Genomic DNA, 20,102 nt, shown 5'->3' on the forward strand with positions numbered 1-20,102 from the left:
CACCCGAGAGCAAGCTCTCTGTGCTACCGTTCGACTTGCATGTGTTAGGCCTGCCGCCAGCGTTCAATCTGAGCCATGATCAAACTCTTCAATTTAAGTTTGATGCTCGTAGAATTAAACTTCGTAATGAATTACGTGTTCACTCTTTGAGACTTGGTATTCATTTTTCGTCCGAGGACGTTAAGAATCCATGTCACTTTGAGTGCCCACACAGATTGTCTGATAAATTGTTAAAGAGCAGTGCAACGCGGCTTTCGCTCACCGTTGCGAGGTGGCGTATATTACGCCTTCCTCATTCAGAGTCAAGCGTTTAATTTCGCTTTTCTCTGCCGGCATTCATCGCTGAATCCCGCTGACCCGGCGGCTTGCGTGCCGTTGTTCCGTGTCAGTGGAGGCGCATTATAGGGAGTAATTCTGAAGTGGCAAGGGGAATTTAAAAAAAAAACCTCACCCGCTCAATTTTCAGGCAAAATATCGACTGAGATTAAATTATTGCCTGGTTTTTAAACAAAAACGAGCCGAGTTGGCCCGTTTTTGCTGTTTTGTGATTTACTGCACTGCCACTATCCGGTCATTTTTCACAACCAGCTGTACTTCTTTACCCGGAATCAGCTCACCGGAAAGAATCTGCTGTGCCAGCGGGTTTTCGATCTGCTGCTGGATAGCACGTTTTAGAGGACGTGCGCCATAAACCGGATCGTAGCCGTTTTCGCTAAGCAGCTTCAGCGCCTCATCAGAGAGGTGGACTTCGTAGCCGCGCTCCTCCAGTCGTTTATACAACCGCTGCAGCTGAATCTGCGCAATAGAAGCAATATGTTTTTCACCTAACGGGTGGAAGACAACCACTTCATCAATACGGTTGATAAATTCCGGGCGGAAGCTTTGACTAACCACGCCCAGCACCAGATCTTTCATGTGACTATAATCCAGGGCACCAAAACGTTCCTGAATGAGATCCGAACCGAGGTTAGAGGTCATGATGACCACCGTATTGCGGAAGTCGACCGTTCTACCCTGCCCGTCAGTCAAACGTCCATCGTCCAGTACCTGCAGCAGAATGTTAAAGACATCCGGATGCGCTTTTTCCACTTCATCCAGCAGGATGACGGAATAAGGACGACGACGGACCGCTTCAGTGAGATAGCCGCCTTCTTCATAACCGACGTATCCCGGAGGCGCCCCAACCAGACGTGAAACGGAGTGTTTCTCCATAAACTCTGACATGTCGATACGTACCATCGCATCGTCGCTATCAAACATAAAGTTGGCCAGCGCTTTACAGAGTTCTGTTTTACCTACACCGGTAGGACCCAGGAACAGGAACGAGCCGATTGGACGATTAGGATCGGATAATCCGGCACGGCTACGGCGGATCGCATTCGATACCGCTTCAACCGCTTCATTCTGACCAATGACGCGACTATGCAGCTCCTGCTCCATACGCAGCAGCTTCTCACGCTCGCCTTCCAGCATTCTGGCCACCGGGATACCCGTCCAGCGAGCCAGCACTTCCGCGATTTCCGCATCCGTAACTTTATTACGCAGCAGACGCATCGTCTTGCCTTCGGATTGCGTTGCCGCCGCCAGCTGTTTTTCCAGCTCCGGGATTTTGCCGTACTGCAACTCGGACATCCGCGCCAGATCGCCGACGCGACGCGCCTGCTCAATAGCGATTTTCGCCTGTTCCAGCTCAGCCTTAATCGTCTGGGTTCCGGAGAGCGATGCTTTTTCAGCCTTCCACTCTTCTTCTAAGACTGAATATTGGCGTTCTTTATCGGCCAGTTCCTCATTCAGCATATCCAGCCGCTTAATGCTGGCTTCATCAGACTCTTTCTTCAGCGCCTGCTGTTCCAGCTTGAGCTGAATGATGCGACGGTCGAGTCTGTCCAGCTCTTCCGGTTTTGAGTCAATCTGCATCCGAATGCTGGATGCGGCTTCATCGATCAGGTCGATAGCTTTATCCGGCAGCTGTCGGTCGGCGATATAGCGATGAGACAGCGTGGCTGCCGCAACAATCGCCGGGTCGGTGATCTGCACGTGGTGGTGCAGTTCATAACGTTCTTTCAGACCACGCAAAATCGCAATGGTATCTTCAACGGTCGGCTCCGCCACGAATACTTTCTGGAAACGACGTTCCAGCGCGGCGTCTTTCTCAATGTACTGGCGATATTCATCCAGCGTCGTAGCGCCCACGCAGTGCAGCTCACCGCGCGCCAGCGCCGGTTTCAGCATGTTACCGGCGTCCATTGCGCCGTCCGCTTTACCCGCGCCCACCATCGTGTGCAGTTCATCGATAAAGAGGATGACGTTGCCTTCCTGCTTGGCGAGATCGTTTAGCACGCCTTTTAAGCGTTCTTCAAACTCACCTCGATACTTGGCACCCGCCACCAGCGCGCCCATATCGAGCGCCAGCACCCGGCGCCCCTTCAGCCCTTCCGGCACTTCACCGTTGACGATCCGCTGCGCCAGCCCTTCAACAATGGCCGTTTTACCTACGCCGGGTTCACCAATCAGCACCGGGTTATTTTTGGTACGACGCTGCAGAACCTGAATCGTTCGACGAATTTCTTCATCACGGCCAATTACCGGGTCAAGCTTGCCCTGCTCGGCACGTTCGGTCAGATCGACGGTAAATTTTTTCAAAGCCTGACGTTGGTCTTCGGCTCCCTGATCGTTCACGCTTTCACCTCCGCGCATTTGTTCAATCGCCTGACTCACGTTAGCAGTTGTGGCTCCGGCGGATTTTAAAAGGTCGGTCAGCGTGCCGCGTGATTCAAGCGCAGCCAGAACGAACAGTTCTGACGAAATAAAGTTGTCCTTTCTCTTTTGCGCCAGCTTGTCGCAAAGGTTAAGGATACGCACTAAATCCTGAGAAGGTTGAACATCGCCACCGGTACCTTCCACCTGCGGCAATCGGCTCAACGCCTGTTCAATATTGGTGCGTAACTCTCCGGCGTTGATGCCAGCCGAAGTTAATAAAGGACGTACCGATCCCCCTTCCTGATTCAGCAAGGCGCTCATTAGATGAAGAGGTTCGATGAATTGGTTGTCGTGCCCAAGCGCAAGAGACTGGGCATCGGCAAGAGCAAGCTGGAATTTATTGGTAAGACGATCCAGACGCATAACTCCTCCCATAACAGGTCAAATTTGCTACTGGAGATTAAATGAGGTCATCCCTCAATTATTCAAGGTTAAAGACCTGAACTATGCAAAAATAAGTTTGCCTTCTGGATCGTCTTAGTTCGGCAGGTTATATCAGCCAGATGAAACTTGCCATACGACCCGTCGTCTTGTCGCGACGATAAGAGAAAAAATCATCTTTTTCGCTGAGGGTACAGCGGTCTCCGCCAAAAATCTGCTCAACGCCAACGCTCGACAGCCGCTGACGCGCAAGCTGATAGATATCAGCAAAATACTTCTCACCCGCAGGGCGAAATGCGCGCTCCGCCTGAGTATCTTTTGCCATAAAGGCCTCACGCACCTCCGGGCCAACCTCAAACGCGTCCGGCCCGATTGCGGGGCCAAGCCAGGCCATAATATTTTCCGGGCTATCGGCAAAACAGGCAACGGTTTCTTCCAGCACGCCTTCGCAAAGGCCCCGCCAGCCGGCATGAGCAGCCGCAACTTCCGTACCCGCGCGGTTACAAAAAAGCACCGGCAGGCAATCAGCGGTCATCACCGCGCATACCGTACCCGGCACATTACAGTATGACGCATCCGCACGCTTTGACTCGTACGGCCCGCCGTCGAGTTTTAATACTGCCGTACCGTGAACCTGCTCCAGCCACACCGGGTATGACGGCAGACCGCCGGCAGCGAACATGCGCCGACGGTTCTCTTCTACGTGCTGCAGATTGTCTCCGCAATGAGCGCCGAGGTTAAGTGAATCGTATGGCGATAAACTTACCCCGCCAACGCGCGTGGAACTACAGGCAGCAACGCCTTCCGGCATCGGCCATTGCGGTACAATCACTTTAGTCATAACCAGTCGATATCGTCTTTATGAGTTTCAAAATCAGCGCGCATGGCATCGATCAAATCAACCATATCCTGCGGAATTGGCGCATGCCATTCCATCTCAATACCGCTGATCGGATGGTATAAGCGCAGCATCGTGGCATGCAGGGCCTGGCGATCGAACTTACGCAGAGCGGTGATGAACTCTTCCGACGCACCTTTAGGCGGACGCGGGCGCCCGCCATAGACCTGATCACCCACCAGCGGGTGAGTGATGTGCGCCATGTGTACGCGAATCTGATGCGTACGGCCGGTCTCCAGGCGCAAACGCAGACGAGTATGAATGCGAAAATGCTCCATGATCCGATAGTGCGTCACCGCCGGTTTTCCCATGGGATGTACCGCCATATGCGTACGCTTGGTCGGGTGGCGGCTAATCGGTTCTTCCACCGTTCCGCCAGCGGTCATGTGACCAATCGCCACCGCTTCATACTCGCGGGTGATTTCGCGCAGCTGCAGGGATTCCACCAGGCGGGTTTGCGCCGGAATGGTCTTCGCGACCACCATCAAGCCGGTGGTGTCTTTATCAAGACGGTGCACGATCCCCGCACGCGGCACGTCAGCAATGGCCGGATAGTAGTGCAACAGCGCATTCAGCACAGTACCGTCAGGGTTGCCCGCGCCAGGGTGCACAACTAAATCGCGCGGTTTATTTATTACGAGGATGTCATCATCTTCATAAACGATATTGAGCGGAATATCCTGTGGTTGGAAACGGACTTCTTCTTCGATTTCAACATCGATAGCAATCGTTTCTCCCCCCAGCACTTTCTCTTTCGGCTTGTCGCTGACGCTGCCGTTTACCAGCACTCTCTGGTCAAGGATCCATTCTTTTATGCGCGAACGCGAATAATCCGGGAACAATTCGGCCAAAGCCTGATCTAAGCGTTGTCCGAGTTGATTTTCGGACACCGTTGCGTTGAGTTGTACTCGTTGTGCCATATACAGCTTCTTCGTTTTAACGTTGGGTTTTACGGCTTTGCCGTTTAATATAGTGTGCTATTGTAGCTGGTCTTAATCGGGAGCAGGAACAGAGATTCTCCCGCATAAACATTTTGAGGAAGTCAAAACGTCATGACGCGCATGAAATACCTGGTGGCAGCAGCCACACTGAGCCTGGCTTTGGTGGGTTGCTCTGGCTCAAAGGAGGAGGTGCCCGATAATCCGCCGAATGAGATCTACGCGACCGCTCAGCAAAAGCTGCAGGACGGTAACTGGAAACAGGCAATAACGCAACTGGAAGCGTTGGATAACCGTTATCCCTTTGGACCTTATTCCCAACAGGTACAGTTGGATCTGATTTATGCGTACTACAAAAACGCCGATCTGCCGTTGGCTCAGGCAGCTATCGATCGCTTTGTGCGCCTGAACCCTACCCATCCTAACATTGATTACGTCATTTATATGCGTGGTCTGACAAATATGGCGTTGGATGACAGTGCGCTGCAGGGCTTCTTCGGTGTCGATCGTTCTGACCGCGATCCACAACACGCGCGCGATGCCTTTAACGACTTCTCCAAACTGGTTCGTGGCTATCCTAACAGCCAGTACGCTACTGACGCCTACAAGCGTATGGTGTTCCTGAAAGATCGTCTGGCGAAGTACGAGCTGTCGGTCGTGGATTACTATACCGATCGTGGCGCATGGGTTGCCGTCGTTAACCGCGTAGACGGCATGCTGCGTAACTATCCGGATACGCAGGCCACCCGCGACGCGCTTCCGAAAATGGAAAACGCCTACCGTCAGATGCAGATGAACGCGCAGGCTGATAAGGTTGCGAAAATCATCGCGGCTAACAGCAAGAACACCTGATAGCCCTTAGATAAGCAAAACGGCAGCCTGGCGGCTGCCGTTTTTTTATTCGTTAAATTGTTAAGCTGAAGCGGTTTAGCGCCGAGTTAACTCATCAAATATGGCTCTCTTTCTTCCATTCCACAAGTAAAATCTCACCTGTTCCTGTCCTGTCTCACAAAACAGATTTGTTGACAAAAAGTGACAATAAAATGTGATTTAAATCACGCATTTTGACATTGGGCGAGGTATGCTGAGTTTACCAAGACGGGAAAGACAAGAGGTAAAATTTATGACAATGAACATTACCAGTAAACAAATGGAAATTACTCCGGCAATCCGCCAGCACGTCGCAGACCGTCTCGCCAAACTGGATAAATGGCAAACCCACTTAATTAACCCGCACATCATCCTCTCTAAGGAGCCGCAGGGTTTTGTCGCTGACGCAACTATCAATACGCCAAACGGGCACCTGGTCGCCAGCGCACGGCACGAAGATATGTATGCCGCAATTAACGAATTGATCAACAAGCTGGAACGGCAGCTCAATAAAGTGCAACACAAAGGGGAAGCCCGCCGCGCCGCAACGTCGGTGAAAGAGGCAGGCTTTGTGGAAGAAGAAGAGTAATCCTTAACTTAAGCTTGTGTCATGCCACGCGCCTTCGGGCGCGTTTTTTATTGACAGAGTGAAAACAGTACAGGTACTGTAATCCCCACTAACTCAAGGAATTCATCGTGAAACTGATCCCGTTTTTCTTCGCATTCTTTTTTACCTTCCCCTGAATGGGAGGCAATTCGTCGTGTGATAAAGAATGCGAAGACGAACAACAAGGCCTCCCAAACGGGAGGCCTTTTTTATTGATAATCAATAACAAGAAAGGCAACACATATGACCGAGGAAAACCCATTACTGGCCCTACGCGATAAGATCAGCGCTCTGGATGAGAAACTGCTTGCGCTGCTGGCAGAGCGCCGCGGCCTGGCCGTCGAGGTCGGCAAAGCCAAGCTGGCATCGCACCGGCCGGTGCGGGATATCGACCGCGAGCGGGACCTGCTGGAACGCCTGATGACGCTGGGGAAAAAACACCATCTTGATGCCCATTACATCACGCGCCTGTTCCAGCTGATCATTGAAGACTCGGTCCTTACCCAACAAACGCTGCTGCAACAGCACCTGAATAAAATTAATCCGCACTCCGCGCGGGTGGCATTCCTCGGACCTAAAGGTTCATATTCGCACCTTGCGGCTCGTCAGTACGCCGCCCGCCACTTTGAACAGTTTATCGAAAGCGGCTGCGCGAAGTTCGCCGATATCTTTGAGCAAGTGGAGACTGGCCAGGCTGACTATGCCGTCGTTCCTATTGAAAATACCAGTTCCGGCGGCATCAATGATGTTTACGATCTTCTGCAGCACACCAGCTTATCCATCGTGGGCGAGCTGACGCTGCCTATCGATCACTGCGTGCTGGTCTCAACGTCCACCGATGCGCAACAGATTACGACGGTCTACAGCCATCCGCAGCCGTTTCAGCAGTGCAGCCAGTATCTGAGCCGCTATCCGCACTGGAACATTGAATATACCGACAGCACCTCCTCAGCGATGGAAAAAGTCGCTCAGGCTAAATCGCCGACCGTTGCCGCCCTGGGCAGCGAAGCAGGCGGAGCGCTGCACGGTTTACAGGTCCTGGAACATTGTCAGGCGAACCAGACGCAAAACATCACCCGCTTCCTGGTTCTGGCGCGTAAAGCGGTGGAAGTCTCCGATCAGGTCCCCGCGAAAACCACGCTGCTGATGGCCACCGGCCAGCAAGCCGGGGCCCTGGTAGAAGCGCTGCTGGTGCTGCGAAACCATAATCTGATCATGACCAAGCTGGAATCACGCCCCATTCACGGTAATCCGTGGGAAGAGATGTTTTATCTGGATATCCAGGCCAACCTGGAATCACTGCCAATGCGCAAGGCATTAAAAGAGCTGGCCGAGATAACGCGTTCAATGAAAGTGCTGGGCTGCTATGCCAGCGAAAACGTGGTACCGGTCGACCCGGTTTAACGTTCGATAAACGGCAATTTCTTCATCCCTGCCACGGCAACTGGCAGGGTGAAGATCGCGCCGGAAAGCGGATATTTCGCCACTTCTTCGGCATCCATATTCTCCCGCGTGGTGGTAATGTAGAGCGTCTTCATATCCGCTCCACCAAAACAGACCATTGTCGGGCAACGCACCGGTAGACGATGCTCCTCCAGCTGCTCGCCCGTCGGCGAGAAGCGCGCAATACGCCAGCCGTCAAACATCGCGCTCCAGTAGCAACCTTCAGCATCGATGGCCGCGCCGTCTGGAATCCCCTCTCCCGGCTGAAAGCGCAGGAAGACCTCACGTTTACCCGCCTCGCCCCGCTCATCAAGAGGTGTTCGATAGATAACGGCATTTGGCGTATCCGAGGTATACATCCAACGTTTGTCTTCGCTAAACGCCAGACCGTTAGCGCCGTGAATATCGCACTGGATAACCTGCGGGGAGAGATCGTTACCGATGCGCACTAAGAGCGCGCCGTTAAAATCTCCCGGCCCCCAGAAAGTCCCGGCATAAAAGCGGCCGTCGCGATCGGTTCCACCATCATTAAAGCGCGCTAATTGCGGGTTGCTGGGGTTATCGCAGACTTTTCGCTGTAGAAGACCATGCGCATCAGTGAGCCTGATACCGCTGCGTAAAGCGACAATAAAACCGCCCTTCTCGCGCAGGGCAAAACAGCCGGGCTCCTCGGGAAATTGCAGAACCTGATGTTCACCCTTCTGCACATCGTAGCGATGAATCTCGCATTCCATAATATCGGCCCAGTACAATGCCTGTTCGGCTTCGCTCCAGGTCGGACATTCCGGTAAATGCCCGGTGTAATCAAACAGCGGTTGTGGTTCAGCCATCGTTTTCATCCCTATAAAAAAAGCCAGCGGGTCACCCCTCTGGCTTTATTGTATACGTGTTTGACGACTTACTGCCGATTATCATTTGCCTGGCGCAGCAACGTCCGGCTTTCGCTCTGGAAGCGCTGGGCATAGTCACCGAACCAGTGCTCAACCTTACGGAAGCTATCGATGAACGCCTGTTTATCCCCCTGCTCCAGCAGGCCGATAGCTTCACCGAAGCGCTGGTAGTATCGCTTAATCAGCGCCAGATTATTTTCCGAGGACATAATAATGTCAGCATAGAGCTGCGGATCCTGGGCAAACAGCCGACCAACCATCGCCAGTTCCAGACGATAAATAGGCGACGACAGCGCCAGAAGTTGCTCAAGACGCACATTCTCTTCGGCGAGGTGCAGGCCGTAAGCGAAGGTCGCAAAGTGGCGCAACGCCTGAATAAAGGCCATATTCTGATCGTGTTCAACGGCGCTGATACGATGGAGCCGCGCGCCCCAGACCTGAATTTGCTCCAGGAACCACTGATACGCTTCGGGCTGACGGCCATCGCAGTACACCACCACCTGCTTCGCCAGGCTTCCGCTGTCCGGCCCAAACATGGGGTGTAACCCCAATACCGGACCTTTATGCGCGGCCAGCATCGCCTGCAGCGGTTCCGCTTTCACCGAGGCCAAATCGACCAGGATGCAGTCCGCCGGCAGCGGTGGCAACTGAGCAATCGTTGCCGCCGTGATATGAATCGGCACGCTGACGATAACCATACCGGCATCGGCGACAATCTCTTCCGCCTTCGACCAGTCGTCTTTTTCAAGGATACGAACCTGATATCCGGAAAGCGTCAGCATTTTCTCAAACAGACGCCCCATTTGCCCGCCGCCGCCAACAATCACGACCGGACGCAGGTTCGGATAAAGCGTTTTAAAACCTTTATCGTTTTCGCTGGAATAAGACTCCCGCATGACGCGACGCAAAACATCTTCGATAAGATCCGGCGGGACACCAAGCGCAGCAGCCTCCTCGCGCCGGGACGCCAGCATCGCCGATTCACGTTCAGGGACGTAAATGGGCAGGCCGTATTGGCTTTTAACCTCTCCGACTTCCGCTACCAGCTCCAGGCGCTTAGCCAGCAGTTCCAGCAGTGCCTTATCGACTTCATCAATTTGATCGCGTAACGCGGTCAGTTCAGCAACCATATCATCCTCTTACGCCAGACGAGCCGCCAGATGGCCTCGCAGATCCTTATCAAGTTCGCGGAGCAGCGCATCGGTGGTTTCCCAACTAATGCAGGCATCGGTCACTGAGACGCCGTATTTCATATCGCAACGCGGCTGCTCAGAGGACTGGTTACCTTCGTGGATATTGCTCTCAATCATCAGACCAATAATGGAACGGTTACCATCTTTAATCTGCGCGACCACGGATTCCGCAACCGCAGGCTGACGGCGGTAGTCTTTATTAGAATTCCCATGGCTGCAATCTACCATCAGAGAGGGCTTCAGTCCCGCCTGAGTCATCTCTTTTTCACACTTCGCAACATCTTCCGGGCCGTAATTTGGCGCTTTCCCGCCGCGCAGAATGACGTGACCGTTCGGGTTGCCCTGCGTTTGCAGCAGGCACACCTGCCCGGCCTGGTTGATGCCGACGAAACGGTGCGGCATCGCGGCAGCGCGCATGGCGTTAATTGCCGTGGCAAGGCTGCCATCGGTGCCGTTTTTAAACCCTACCGGCATCGACAGGCCAGAAGCCATCTCACGGTGAGTCTGTGATTCGGTCGTACGCGCGCCGATAGCAGACCAGCTAAACAGATCGCCGAGATACTGAGGACTATTTGGATCCAACGCTTCCGTCGCCAACGGTAGCCCCATATTGACCAGTTCAACCAGCAGACGGCGCGCAATCTTCAGGCCGCCTTCCACATCAAACGAACCATCCATATGCGGATCGTTAATCAGCCCTTTCCAGCCAACGGTGGTGCGGGGTTTTTCAAAATAGACGCGCATGACCAGATAGAGGCTATCGCTGACCTCTTCGGCAAGGGCTTTAAAACGACGAGCGTACTCAATGGCGGTTTCAGGATCGTGGATCGAACAAGGGCCACATACCACCAGCAGACGCGGATCGCGGCCGGCGATGATGTTGGAGATAGTCTGGCGAGAGTGCGCGATCTGCGCCTCCTGCTCAACGGTCAGAGGGAATTCAGCCTTCAACTGATCCGGAGTGATCAAAACCTGTTCGTCGGTAATGTGTACGTTGTTCAGCGCGTCTTTTTGCATGATTGCGATCCTGTATAGCTCGTTTGCGATAGTAATTGCCTCAGCGAGGATGACGTAACGATACCATACAAAGTAAAGATTTCAATCCATATTCCGTAAATTTTACTTTACACATTGAAATTAAATAGCGCTGTATTTCACTCAATGCGTATAAAATTATTTACATCGAGTCATTAAACGCCAGTTTTTCCCTGCTTCCACGAATTTCTTTTACGAAAAATCCTGGTAAGAATTATCTCAAAGCGGCGAGGCTGGCTAATGACGATTTTGCTCAACAATGCTATTCTTCGCCCGGGTTTCAGCAATCTGCATCCCCCACGCTATGACAATCTGACGGAACCGTAATGACTGTTCTTCACCGTCTCTTTTTGACTTTAGTACTATCACTCGTGGGTATCTCTGCTGTTGCCTCCGGACCGTCTGAAAATGTTCGGACAATCGTTTCGGGGATCGTGACTTATACGCGCTGGCCGCAATTATCCGGTCCTCCAAGGCTCTGTATTTTTTCAACATCACGATATATCCATAGCCTGGCCGAAGACGCTCCGGAAATATTGCCTTATAAACCCGTGATTGTTCGTAATACACAAGAAGCCTTACAGACGACCTGCGATGGTTTTTATTTTGGCAGTGAATCACCGACCCAGCAGTCTGAATTTACGGCCAAATATGGAAACCGGCCCCTATTACTTATTGCGGAACAAAACACCGATTGCTCTATTGGCAGCGCTTTTTGCCTGCTCATCAACAATGAGAGAGTCAGATTTTCCGTAAATCTGGATGTACTGACGCACAGCGGCGTTCGGGTTAATCCCGAGGTGCTGATGCTTGCCCGGAAAACATCACATGAATAAGGATTTTTCTCAGGCCCCGCGCCCCACATTTAAAAGAGCGCTGCGCCGTATCAGCATGATAAGCGTGGTGATCTCTATGACACTGGTCTGGCTGTTACTCTGCACCGCTTCCATATTTACACTCAAACAATACGCCCAAAAAAACCTGGAACTTACCGCCGCCACCATGGGCCGTAGCCTGGAGGCAGCGCTCGTTTTTGGCGATAGCGCAGCGGCAGAAGACACGCTGGCCACGCTGGGCAGACAGGGGCAATTTTCTCAAGCAATTCTGGTCGATGGCCGGCAAAGGCCCTTCGCCTCATGGCATAACGATGGTCTGGTCAGTCAGAATAAAATCAGCGACGTCATCAGCAAATGGCTCTTCCCGAAACCCACGGTGCAAACTATCCTGCACCAGGGAAAAATTATCGGTGAACTCCGTCTGACCGCGCTGGACAGATTGATAAGCTATTTTCTTGGTATCTCTATTATTGTGCTCACCGGCAGCATTTTTCTGGCTTCCTGCATCGCCTTGCTCCTTACCCATTCGCTGCATCGCGGCATTGTGGCTGCGTTACAGAGCATTACCGAGGTGGTACATGACATCCGCGAAAATCGCCATTTCTCCCGCCGGGTGCCCGAAGAGCGCATTGAAGAATTCCACCTGTTCGCCCAGGACTTCAATAGCCTGCTGGGTGAAATGGAGGACTGGCAGCGGCAGCTTCAGGCTAAAAACGCCCAGCTCCTGCGCAGTTCATTACACGACCCGCTAACCGGGCTGGCTAACAGAGCGGCTTTCCGGAATGTCATTAATGATCTGATGAAGGATGAAACCGCCCAAAGTCATTCTGCGCTGTTATTTCTTGATGGCGATAACTTCAAGCTTATTAACGACAACTGGGGCCACGCAGCCGGCGATAAAGTGTTAATTGAGGTCGCGAGCCGCCTGATGGCCTTTGTCGGTAAACAGCATCAGGCATGGCGTCTCGGCGGCGATGAATTTGCCGTTCTGCTACGGGATGTTCATTCAGAAACCGAAGTTCGGGCTCTGTGTAGCGCGTTATCGGAACAGTTTATCCCGCCGTTTAATCTACACAATGGCCACACCGCCAGCCTGTCACTGAGCATTGGTTACGCTTTAACCTGGGAACATACCTCAGCGGAAAATCTGCAAGAGCTTGCCGATCAAAATATGTATCGGATGAAACACCAGCGCTTACAGCAAACGCAAAAATAAAAGGAATCACCATGATCGGAAAATATTTTGCTCCTGCTTTACTGGCCGCACTTTTTCTTGGCGGCTGCCAGGCTCCGCAAGGAAAATTCTCGGCAGAACAAATTGCAGCAATGAAGTCATATGGCTTTACTGAAACCAACGGCGACTGGTTATTAGGAATATCTGATACCATCCTGTTTGATAAAAACGACTATCATCTGCGTGCCGAAAGCAAAGAGCAAATTCACACAATGGCTTCACGTCTGGCGAGCACCGGTATTACCCACAGTCGCCTTGAAGGTCATACTGATAATTACGGCGAAGACAGCTACAACGAAATGCTATCGCTTAAGCGGGCTAACAGCGTGGCGGATGCATGGGCCGAAGGGGCGAATATTCCGCGCGCCAACTTGATCACTCGCGGACTCGGGAAAAAGTATCCTATAGCCAGCAACGATACCGCAAAAGGGCGCGCTGAAAACCGCCGCGTCACGGTGGTTATCAGCACGCCTTAAACACCTATTCGACTGATTTAGCCGCTGTCACCGCCGTTGCTGAGCGCCAGCGCAGATAATCAACGGCGAGACATAGCGCGAGGCTGCTTCCTATGAGCGGCAGCGCCAGGCCCAACAACACCGCAATAACGGCAGTCAGCAAACGCGCGGGCCACGCTAAGCCAAACCACGCCTGTATCAACGTATTGGCCGGGTTAAACGCCGCGTGCGCCGGGCGACGGATCCACCACAGCCGGTACCCCACCGCTATCATCACGCAGAGTGCGATGCCGAACGCGATAAGCAGTAGCTGGTTAGCAAGACCGAACAAAATTCCCATATGGAAATCAACACCCCAGCGGGTCAGCTTAGCCATGAGCGGAAAGTCGGAAAAATGAGTGCGGTCCACGATTTGCATCGTTGCTCCATCGATCGCGACACCATCAACCCGGGTTGGCCAGCTTCTGTCGATTTCATTTACCGTCCACGCGCGCCCGGCACCCGACGGCGGTCGAATCTCCAGCTTGCCGGCATCCAGCCCCGCCGCGCGGGCAGCCAGAAGAACCGGGTCAAAATCCTCTACGCGCAACTGCGCCGTCATCTCCCCCATCGCTCCATGTCCCACATGATGTTCAGCATGCGGATCGTGAGCGGCCGGAGCGGCACTTTCCAGCTGGGTATTCACCTGCGGCGTCAGCCAGCCAAAGGCGGCACGCATCCTATCAACGTGACTACCGGCCCATTGCGACCAGGTTAAACCGGTCGCCGAGAATAACAACATACCGACCAGCAGCACCCAGCCAAGAGAAACGTGCAGGCGGCGGTTATTCTGCACGCTATTATTTATACGACGACGAGGCCGGGTCATCGACCACAGCGCGATCCCACCCAGAGCGGCAACCCACATCCAGGAGGCTGCCAGCTCGCTGTACAGTCGGCCGAAGTTACCCAGCAGCAAAGAGCGATGGGCATAATCAATCCACTGACGCAGGGGCAAAATACCGCTGGTGCCGTAAACCGGCATAGCGCCTGTCACCCTTAGCGTCACCGGATCGACAAAAATTGCCCGCGTTTCCGACTCGCCAAGGGTCGGGTCAATAAACATCACTCGGGTCGTATCGCCAGCCACTATCCCCGGCCGAACCGCATGGAGGCGGAGGTTTCCCTGAATGGCCTCCGTCGCTACGGTAATTTGCGCGCTTAGCGGCTGTTTTTCCCCAGTCAACGTACCGTAAAGAGCATCACGATAGAGCCAGTTTTCCAGCTGAGGAGTGGCGACATATAGCGTACCGGTCAGGGCCGCCACAAAAATAAACGGCCCGATAAACAATCCGATATAGAAATGAAGACGACGCAGCAGGTTCAGCCATGCCGCGCGCGATGTGCAGGTAGTCATACTTTTCCTTTTTTAAAGCAAAAGAGAAGGTTGCGCAGTACGCACATTATTTTTTATGTAAGGGAGAAAGCAGACGGACGCGGAGGCGCGCGGGTGTGGGGATAAAGCCAGGTAAAGTCATGCCAGCGTTTCCTCTCCGAGCGGGAAGCCGGGGCTCGCTGGCGTCGAAGCATCAGGCTGAGCAGCAACACCAGCGCGAAAATCAGGCCCGGAACATGAGCTAACAGTACGCAGTAGCCACAGGCTTCAGCATGATCGAGCGGCACGCTGTGCGCGTGTTCCGGCGTCGAGGCATCGGTATGCGTCACGGACATCTGATGTGATGACATACCTTCCGGCATCCCCATCATTGCGTGGTGCATGCCATTCATCGGATCTTTTTGCAGGGAGATGGAGATCAACGGCGCCACCACGATCAGCAGGATCGCAAACAGCGCCAGCCATAAGGCCCGCCGTTGTAATGCTGAGTGATGAAAAATATTGCTGACCACCTTCCCTCCCCATGAGGGGCGTATTGTAAATGATTCGCAATGGAATGGTTAAAATAAAGATAAAAAAAGGGCCGGCCCATCAGGCCAGCCCTCTCATTCAGGATGTCGCGAAAGCGAATCTTAGTTAAGACGCTCTTTGATACGAGCAGACTTACCGGTACGCTCACGCAGGTAGTACAGTTTAGCTTTACGCACAGCACCACGACGTTTGACAGAAATGCTGTCAACTACCGGAGAGTGAGTCTGGAAGACACGCTCAACGCCTTCGCCGTTGGAAATTTTGCGAACAGTGAATGCAGAGTGCAGACCGCGGTTACGAATAGCGATAACCACGCCCTCGAATGCCTGCAGACGTTTTTTGGAACCTTCAACAACCCATACTTTCACTTCCACGGTATCACCCGGACGGAAAGAAGGTACGTCCTGCTTCATCTGTTCTTGTTCAAGTTGCTTAATAATGTTGCTCATAATTTAATCTCTTATCCTGGGTAAACTGATATTGGGGGCTTACGCCATCCCATCATGTTTATGTTGCTGTTGCGCGAGTTCCTTTTTGAACTCTGCCAGCAACCTTGCTTGCTCTTCAGTCAGAGCCAGGTTTTCCAAAAGTTCAGGTCTTCTAAGCCAGGTACGGCCCAGCGACTGCTTCAGACGCCAGCGACGTATCTCAGCGTGGTTTCCCGACAGCAATACTGGCGGTACTTCCATACCTTCTAACACTTCAGGACGCGTATAGTGCGGGCAATCCAGCAATCCTTCAGCAAACGAATCTTCGATTGCTGAAGCTTCATGACCCAGCACCCCCGGAATAAACCGGGAAACGGAGTCAATCAGCGTCATTGCCGGTAGCTCGCCACCGCTGAGAACGTAATCGCCAATTGACCATTCTTCATCAATCTCGGTCTGAATTACGCGCTCATCTACGCCTTCATAGCGACCGCACACCAAAATCAGCTTCTGATTTGTTGCCAGTTCGCTGACGCCCGCTTGATCAAGCTTGCGTCCCTGAGGTGAAAGATAAATCACCTTTGCGCCTTCACCTGCCGCGGCTTTTGCTGCATGAATGGCATCCCGTAAAGGTTGCACCATCATTAACATCCCCGGTCCGCCGCCGTAAGGACGATCGTCCACGGTACGGTGCCGGTCATGAGCGAAATCGCGAGGACTCCAGCTCTGGATGCTCAGCAGGCCATTTTTTACTGCCCGGCCAGTTACCCCGTAATCGGTAATTGCGCGGAACATTTCAGGAAACAGGCTAACGATACCTATAAACACAAGCCAATCCCCATAGTGCCGTTTTTTACCGTTTATCCGGAGAATTTAAAAACCAGGATCCCAGTCTACTTCGATGGTACGAGTAGCGAGATCGACTTTCTTGATAACCTGCCCATCGAGGAACGGAACCAGCCGCTCCTTGATACCAAATGCATCTTTCAGGTTTGCCTTGATGACGAGAACGTCATTAGACCCGGTTTCCATCATGTCGATGACTTTGCCGAGGCTATAGCCTTCCGTGGTCACTACCTGGCAGCCCATCAGGTCTTTCCAGTAATAGTCACCCTCTTCAAGCGCAGGCAGCTGCGATGAATCCACGACAATTTCGCAATTAGTCAAAAGATTCGCTGCATCGCGATCGTCAATGCCTTTCAGCTTAATGACGATATCCTGATTGTGGTGGCGCCAGCTTTCCAGCTCAACAACCTGCCACTGACCCGCCTTCTGGATAAACCAGGGCTGATAGTCAAAAATGCTTTCGGCGTCTTCGGTGGAGGAAAACACTCTGAGCCAACCACGGATACCGTAGGAAGAACCCATCTTGCCCAATACAATCGGTTCAACAGGTGCTTGTGCGGTGTGTTGCTTGCTCATCATGACCACCGTGACAGATTAAGCTGCTTTGTTAGCGGCTTTGATCAGCGCAGCTACGCGATCGGAAACAGTAGCGCCCAGGCCAACCCAGTGAGCGATACGATCCAGATCCAGACGAGTTCCTTCTTCGGTCGCAGAAGCGATCGGGTTGAAGAAACCAACGCGCTCGATGAAGCGACCGTTGCGTGCATTACGGCTGTCGGTAACAACAACCTGGTAGAACGGACGCTTTTTCGCGCCGTGACGTGCTAAACGAATAGTAACCATAACATCCTCTTGTGTGAATAAAACACCGGGCCCCATCGAGGAACGGAGCCCGGTGTCATATTAAAAGCCCGAAAATTTTACTGATTTCTGGGGAAATTGCAATCAGCAGTTATAAACTCTGCCGTGGAAGGCCCCCTAAATGGGGTAACTGAGCCAGAGCGCGCCAACAATGGGTAAAAAAAGAAGCGCGCCCCGACAGCAAAATAGCGACGGTATTATCGCCCGCCGGGGAACCCAGGCGGCATCATACCTTTCATTCCGCGCATCATCTTCATCATGCCGCCTTTCGACTTCATCTTCTTCATCATGCGCTGCATATCGTCAAACTGCTTGAGCAGACGGTTCACATCCTGCACCTGCATTCCGCAGCCTGCGGCGATGCGGCGCTTGCGCGAACCTTTAATAATTTCCGGTTTAGCGCGCTCTTTCAGCGTCATCGAGTTGATGATGGCTTCCATACGCACCAGCACTTTATCATCCATCTGCGATTTAACGTTGTCCGGTATCTGCCCCATGCCCGGCAGCTTGCCCATCAGGCTGGCCATACCGCCCATGTTTTTCATCTGCCGCAGCTGTTCAAGGAAATCGGTAAGATCAAAACCGTCGCCTTTTTTCAGTTTGGAAGCCAGCTTTTCAGCCTGCGCGCGGTCAACCTTACTTTCGATATCTTCGATCAGCGACAGAACGTCGCCCATGCCGAGAATACGGGAGGCGATACGGTCCGGATGGAACGGCTCCAGCGCTTCGGTTTTCTCGCCAACGCCAAGGAATTTAATCGGCTTGCCGGTGATATGACGAATCGACAGCGCCGCACCGCCGCGGGCGTCGCCGTCCACTTTGGTCAGCACCACCCCGGTCAGCGGCAGGGCTTCGTTAAAGGCTTTCGCCGTGTTCGCCGCATCCTGGCCGGTCATCGCATCGACAACAAACAGGGTTTCTACTGGATTGAGAGACGCATGGACCTGCTTAATCTCATCCATCATCGCTTCATCAACGTGCAGACGACCGGCGGTATCCACCAGCAGCACATCGTAGAATTTGAGCTTCGCTTCCTTCAGCGCGGCATTAACGATATCAACCGGCTTCTGACCCACGTCAGACGGGAAGAAATCAACGCTAACCTGCTCGGCCAGCGTTTCCAACTGTTTGATCGCCGCAGGGCGATAGACGTCAGCGGAAACGACAAGGACTTTCTTCTTGTGCTTTTCACGCAGGAATTTACCCAGCTTAGCGACGCTGGTGGTTTTACCCGCCCCCTGCAAACCGGCCATCAGCACCACGGCTGGCGGCTGCGCCGCTAAATCCAGCGCCTGGTTCTCTTCGCCCATCGCGGCAACCAGTTCGTTGCGCACAATTTTGACGAACTCCTGGCCCGGGGTCAGGCTTTTGTTGACTTCATGACCTACCGCGCTTTCTTTTACGCGGTTGATGAAGTCACGTACCACAGGCAGAGCAACGTCCGCCTCCAGCAGCGCCATACGCACTTCGCGCAGGGTATCTTTAATGTTGTCTTCAGTAAGGCGTCCGCGGCCGCTAATGTTGCGCAGCGTACGCGACAAACGATCGGTTAAATTATCAAACATTGTCTCTCGCCTGAGGTGGAAACGGTCGGTCGCCGCAGCGACACAAAAACGGAATGGGCGCAGTATAACACGACATAAACGTGAATGTGCTGCAACGGTTGGAGCCAGAGTCGCGTGACGCTATACTGCTTCTCTTTACTATTTAGTCAACAGTCGACGCCCATATGCCTGTTTTTGCTCTACTCGCTCTTGTCGCCTACTCCATCAGCCTCGCGCTGATCGTCCCTGGTCTGCTGCAAAAAAACAGCAGCTGGCGGCGGATGGCGATTCTTTCCGCAACTATTGCGTTGATTTGTCACGCCTTCGCGCTGGAGTCACGCATTTTTCCCGGCGGCGAAAGTGGGCAAAACCTCAGTCTATTAAACGTGGGATCGCTGGTCAGCCTGATGATCTGTACGGTGATGACCATCGTCGCATCGCGTAATCGCGGCTGGCTATTGCTGCCCATTGTCTACACCTTCGCCTTAATCAACCTCGCGTTCGCGACCTTTATGCCGAACGAGTACATCACGCATCTGGAAACCACGCCGGGGATGTTGGTCCATATCGGCCTGTCGCTCTTTTCTTATGCTACGCTGATTATCGCTGCGCTTTACGCGCTGCAGCTGGCGTGGATTGACTATCAGCTGAAGAATAAAAAGTTGACCTTCAGTAGCGAAATGCCGCCGCTGATGAGCATTGAACGTAAAATGTTCCATATCACCCAGATAGGCGTGGTGCTGTTAACCCTGACGCTGTGCACCGGGTTGTTTTATATGCACAACCTGTTTAGCGCGGAAAACATTGATAAAGCAGTGCTGTCTATTGTTGCGTGGTTCGTTTATATCGTCCTGCTTTGGGGCCACTATCATGAAGGGTGGCGCGGACGCCGGGTCGTCTGGTTTAACGTGACTGGCGCGGGGCTGCTGACGCTGGCCTACTTTGGTAGCCGCGTATTGCAACAGTTCATGAGCTAA

21 protein-coding genes, 1 rRNA gene and 1 other annotated feature are annotated in these 20,102 nt (G+C 53.0%); of the genes, 8 read left to right on the forward strand and 14 right to left on the reverse strand.

Going from position 1 to position 20,102, the window contains the following annotated elements; translation table 11 throughout:
* The 4 genes from HMPREF1144_RS05780 to rluD form a co-directional block, all read right to left on the reverse strand.
* Positions 1-95: ribosomal RNA gene (locus tag HMPREF1144_RS05780) — 16S ribosomal RNA — on the reverse strand; the annotation flags it as partial.
* Between the two features lie 454 nt (positions 96-549).
* Complete coding sequence (gene clpB, locus HMPREF1144_RS05785) at positions 550-3,123, reverse strand: ATP-dependent chaperone ClpB (RefSeq protein WP_004853299.1); 2,574 nt, start codon at positions 3,121-3,123, stop codon at positions 550-552.
* A 127-nt stretch (positions 3,124-3,250) separates the two neighbouring features.
* On the reverse strand, positions 3,251-3,982 hold the full coding sequence (yfiH, locus tag HMPREF1144_RS05790) for a purine nucleoside phosphorylase YfiH (protein ID WP_004123735.1): 732 nt from the start codon (positions 3,980-3,982) through the stop codon (positions 3,251-3,253).
* Positions 3,979-4,959: a 23S rRNA pseudouridine(1911/1915/1917) synthase RluD gene (rluD, locus tag HMPREF1144_RS05795; RefSeq protein ID WP_004853302.1), complete on the reverse strand. Its 981-nt coding sequence runs from the start codon at positions 4,957-4,959 to the stop codon at positions 3,979-3,981. The genes yfiH and rluD overlap by 4 nt, the downstream gene beginning before the upstream one ends.
* A gap of 132 nt (positions 4,960-5,091) precedes the next feature.
* Here rluD and bamD point away from each other — a divergent pair, with 132 nt between their 5' ends.
* The 4 genes from bamD to pheA all read left to right on the forward strand — a co-directional run bounded on the left by bamD (position 5,092) and on the right by pheA (position 7,858).
* Positions 5,092-5,829: an outer membrane protein assembly factor BamD gene (gene bamD, locus HMPREF1144_RS05800; protein WP_004853303.1), complete on the forward strand. Its 738-nt coding sequence runs from the start codon at positions 5,092-5,094 to the stop codon at positions 5,827-5,829.
* A 271-nt stretch (positions 5,830-6,100) separates the two neighbouring features.
* Complete coding sequence (gene raiA, locus HMPREF1144_RS05805) at positions 6,101-6,436, forward strand: ribosome-associated translation inhibitor RaiA (protein WP_004104616.1); 336 nt, start codon at positions 6,101-6,103, stop codon at positions 6,434-6,436.
* Positions 6,437-6,542: 106 nt separating this feature from the next.
* Positions 6,543-6,667 (forward strand) — a sequence feature (Phe leader region).
* Positions 6,544-6,591: a pheA operon leader peptide PheL gene (gene pheL / locus HMPREF1144_RS32860; RefSeq protein ID WP_101706155.1), complete on the forward strand. Its 48-nt coding sequence runs from the start codon at positions 6,544-6,546 to the stop codon at positions 6,589-6,591. (Overlaps the previous feature by 48 nt.)
* A gap of 30 nt (positions 6,668-6,697) precedes the next feature.
* On the forward strand, positions 6,698-7,858 hold the full coding sequence (pheA, locus tag HMPREF1144_RS05810) for a bifunctional chorismate mutase/prephenate dehydratase (RefSeq protein ID WP_004853306.1): 1,161 nt from the start codon (positions 6,698-6,700) through the stop codon (positions 7,856-7,858).
* On the opposite strand, the gene HMPREF1144_RS05815 is transcribed toward pheA, so the two are convergent.
* The 3 genes from HMPREF1144_RS05815 to aroF form a co-directional block, all read right to left on the reverse strand.
* Positions 7,855-8,727 carry an SMP-30/gluconolactonase/LRE family protein gene (locus tag HMPREF1144_RS05815; protein ID WP_042927107.1) on the reverse strand — a complete coding sequence of 291 codons (873 nt, stop codon included), beginning with the start codon at positions 8,725-8,727 and terminating at the stop codon, positions 7,855-7,857. The two genes, pheA and HMPREF1144_RS05815, sit on opposite strands and share 4 nt — an antisense overlap.
* A gap of 68 nt (positions 8,728-8,795) precedes the next feature.
* A complete protein-coding gene (tyrA, locus tag HMPREF1144_RS05820) occupies positions 8,796-9,917 on the reverse strand; it encodes a bifunctional chorismate mutase/prephenate dehydrogenase (protein WP_004853309.1) in 1,122 nt (373 codons plus the stop codon).
* A 9-nt stretch (positions 9,918-9,926) separates the two neighbouring features.
* Positions 9,927-10,997, reverse strand: coding sequence for a 3-deoxy-7-phosphoheptulonate synthase AroF (gene aroF, locus HMPREF1144_RS05825; protein ID WP_004853310.1), 1,071 nt, complete (start codon positions 10,995-10,997; stop codon positions 9,927-9,929).
* A gap of 344 nt (positions 10,998-11,341) precedes the next feature.
* Here aroF and HMPREF1144_RS31070 point away from each other — a divergent pair, with 344 nt between their 5' ends.
* From HMPREF1144_RS31070 to HMPREF1144_RS05840, 3 genes are read left to right on the forward strand one after another with little or no spacing between them, the layout of a single operon-like run.
* A complete protein-coding gene (locus tag HMPREF1144_RS31070) occupies positions 11,342-11,851 on the forward strand; it encodes a YfiR family protein (protein ID WP_004853313.1) in 510 nt (169 codons plus the stop codon).
* Positions 11,844-13,067, forward strand: coding sequence for a diguanylate cyclase DgcN (dgcN, locus tag HMPREF1144_RS05835; RefSeq protein WP_009652103.1), 1,224 nt, complete (start codon positions 11,844-11,846; stop codon positions 13,065-13,067). Before HMPREF1144_RS31070 ends, dgcN begins: the two co-directional genes overlap by 8 nt.
* Before the next feature lie 11 nt (positions 13,068-13,078).
* Positions 13,079-13,561, forward strand: a complete 483-nt coding sequence (locus HMPREF1144_RS05840; protein WP_004853316.1) for an OmpA family protein — start codon at positions 13,079-13,081, stop codon at positions 13,559-13,561.
* Between the two features lie 4 nt (positions 13,562-13,565).
* Here the strand turns inward: HMPREF1144_RS05840 and HMPREF1144_RS05845 are convergent, their stop codons facing one another.
* The 7 genes from HMPREF1144_RS05845 to ffh form a co-directional block, all read right to left on the reverse strand.
* Positions 13,566-14,936 (reverse strand): PepSY-associated TM helix domain-containing protein, encoded by a 1,371-nt coding sequence (locus HMPREF1144_RS05845; protein WP_004853317.1) that lies wholly within the window; start codon positions 14,934-14,936, stop codon positions 13,566-13,568.
* A gap of 53 nt (positions 14,937-14,989) precedes the next feature.
* Complete coding sequence (locus HMPREF1144_RS05850; RefSeq protein WP_004853320.1) at positions 14,990-15,427, reverse strand: DUF2946 domain-containing protein; 438 nt, start codon at positions 15,425-15,427, stop codon at positions 14,990-14,992.
* A gap of 120 nt (positions 15,428-15,547) precedes the next feature.
* The gene (rplS, locus tag HMPREF1144_RS05855) at positions 15,548-15,895 is read right to left on the reverse strand and encodes a 50S ribosomal protein L19 (protein ID WP_004104634.1); all 348 of its coding nucleotides are present in this window, start codon (positions 15,893-15,895) and stop codon (positions 15,548-15,550) included.
* 39 nt (positions 15,896-15,934) lie between these two features.
* Positions 15,935-16,702 (reverse strand): tRNA (guanosine(37)-N1)-methyltransferase TrmD, encoded by a 768-nt coding sequence (trmD, locus tag HMPREF1144_RS05860; protein WP_004104636.1) that lies wholly within the window; start codon positions 16,700-16,702, stop codon positions 15,935-15,937.
* A gap of 45 nt (positions 16,703-16,747) precedes the next feature.
* A complete protein-coding gene (gene rimM / locus HMPREF1144_RS05865) occupies positions 16,748-17,296 on the reverse strand; it encodes a ribosome maturation factor RimM (protein WP_014226441.1) in 549 nt (182 codons plus the stop codon).
* A gap of 18 nt (positions 17,297-17,314) precedes the next feature.
* On the reverse strand, positions 17,315-17,563 hold the full coding sequence (gene rpsP, locus HMPREF1144_RS05870) for a 30S ribosomal protein S16 (RefSeq protein WP_004123777.1): 249 nt from the start codon (positions 17,561-17,563) through the stop codon (positions 17,315-17,317).
* A 215-nt stretch (positions 17,564-17,778) separates the two neighbouring features.
* Positions 17,779-19,146 carry a signal recognition particle protein gene (gene ffh / locus HMPREF1144_RS05875; protein WP_004123779.1) on the reverse strand — a complete coding sequence of 456 codons (1,368 nt, stop codon included), beginning with the start codon at positions 19,144-19,146 and terminating at the stop codon, positions 17,779-17,781.
* Between the two features lie 164 nt (positions 19,147-19,310).
* Here ffh and HMPREF1144_RS05880 point away from each other — a divergent pair, with 164 nt between their 5' ends.
* Positions 19,311-20,102, forward strand: a complete 792-nt coding sequence (locus HMPREF1144_RS05880) for an inner membrane protein YpjD (protein WP_004853326.1) — start codon at positions 19,311-19,313, stop codon at positions 20,100-20,102.

It is taken from the genome of Klebsiella sp. OBRC7 (assembly GCF_000293135.1).
Classification (GTDB): Bacteria; Pseudomonadota; Gammaproteobacteria; order Enterobacterales; family Enterobacteriaceae; genus Klebsiella; species Klebsiella michiganensis.

Coding starts and splice junctions, on each gene's coding strand:
- clpB (WP_004853299.1), bottom strand. CDS start 3,123: ATGCGTCTGGATCGTCTTACCAATAAATTCCAGCTTGCTCTTGCCGAT.
- yfiH (WP_004123735.1), bottom strand. CDS start 3,982: ATGACTAAAGTGATTGTACCGCAATGGCCGATGCCGGAAGGCGTTGCT.
- rluD (WP_004853302.1), bottom strand. CDS start 4,959: ATGGCACAACGAGTACAACTCAACGCAACGGTGTCCGAAAATCAACTC.
- bamD (WP_004853303.1), top strand. CDS start 5,092: ATGACGCGCATGAAATACCTGGTGGCAGCAGCCACACTGAGCCTGGCT.
- raiA (WP_004104616.1), top strand. CDS start 6,101: ATGACAATGAACATTACCAGTAAACAAATGGAAATTACTCCGGCAATC.
- pheA (WP_004853306.1), top strand. CDS start 6,698: ATGACCGAGGAAAACCCATTACTGGCCCTACGCGATAAGATCAGCGCT.
- HMPREF1144_RS05815 (WP_042927107.1), bottom strand. CDS start 8,727: ATGGCTGAACCACAACCGCTGTTTGATTACACCGGGCATTTACCGGAA.
- tyrA (WP_004853309.1), bottom strand. CDS start 9,917: ATGGTTGCTGAACTGACCGCGTTACGCGATCAAATTGATGAAGTCGAT.
- aroF (WP_004853310.1), bottom strand. CDS start 10,997: ATGCAAAAAGACGCGCTGAACAACGTACACATTACCGACGAACAGGTT.
- HMPREF1144_RS31070 (WP_004853313.1), top strand. CDS start 11,342: ATGACTGTTCTTCACCGTCTCTTTTTGACTTTAGTACTATCACTCGTG.
- dgcN (WP_009652103.1), top strand. CDS start 11,844: ATGAATAAGGATTTTTCTCAGGCCCCGCGCCCCACATTTAAAAGAGCG.
- HMPREF1144_RS05840 (WP_004853316.1), top strand. CDS start 13,079: ATGATCGGAAAATATTTTGCTCCTGCTTTACTGGCCGCACTTTTTCTT.
- HMPREF1144_RS05845 (WP_004853317.1), bottom strand. CDS start 14,936: ATGACTACCTGCACATCGCGCGCGGCATGGCTGAACCTGCTGCGTCGT.
- rplS (WP_004104634.1), bottom strand. CDS start 15,895: ATGAGCAACATTATTAAGCAACTTGAACAAGAACAGATGAAGCAGGAC.
- rimM (WP_014226441.1), bottom strand. CDS start 17,296: ATGAGCAAGCAACACACCGCACAAGCACCTGTTGAACCGATTGTATTG.
- rpsP (WP_004123777.1), bottom strand. CDS start 17,563: ATGGTTACTATTCGTTTAGCACGTCACGGCGCGAAAAAGCGTCCGTTC.
- ffh (WP_004123779.1), bottom strand. CDS start 19,146: ATGTTTGATAATTTAACCGATCGTTTGTCGCGTACGCTGCGCAACATT.
- HMPREF1144_RS05880 (WP_004853326.1), top strand. CDS start 19,311: ATGCCTGTTTTTGCTCTACTCGCTCTTGTCGCCTACTCCATCAGCCTC.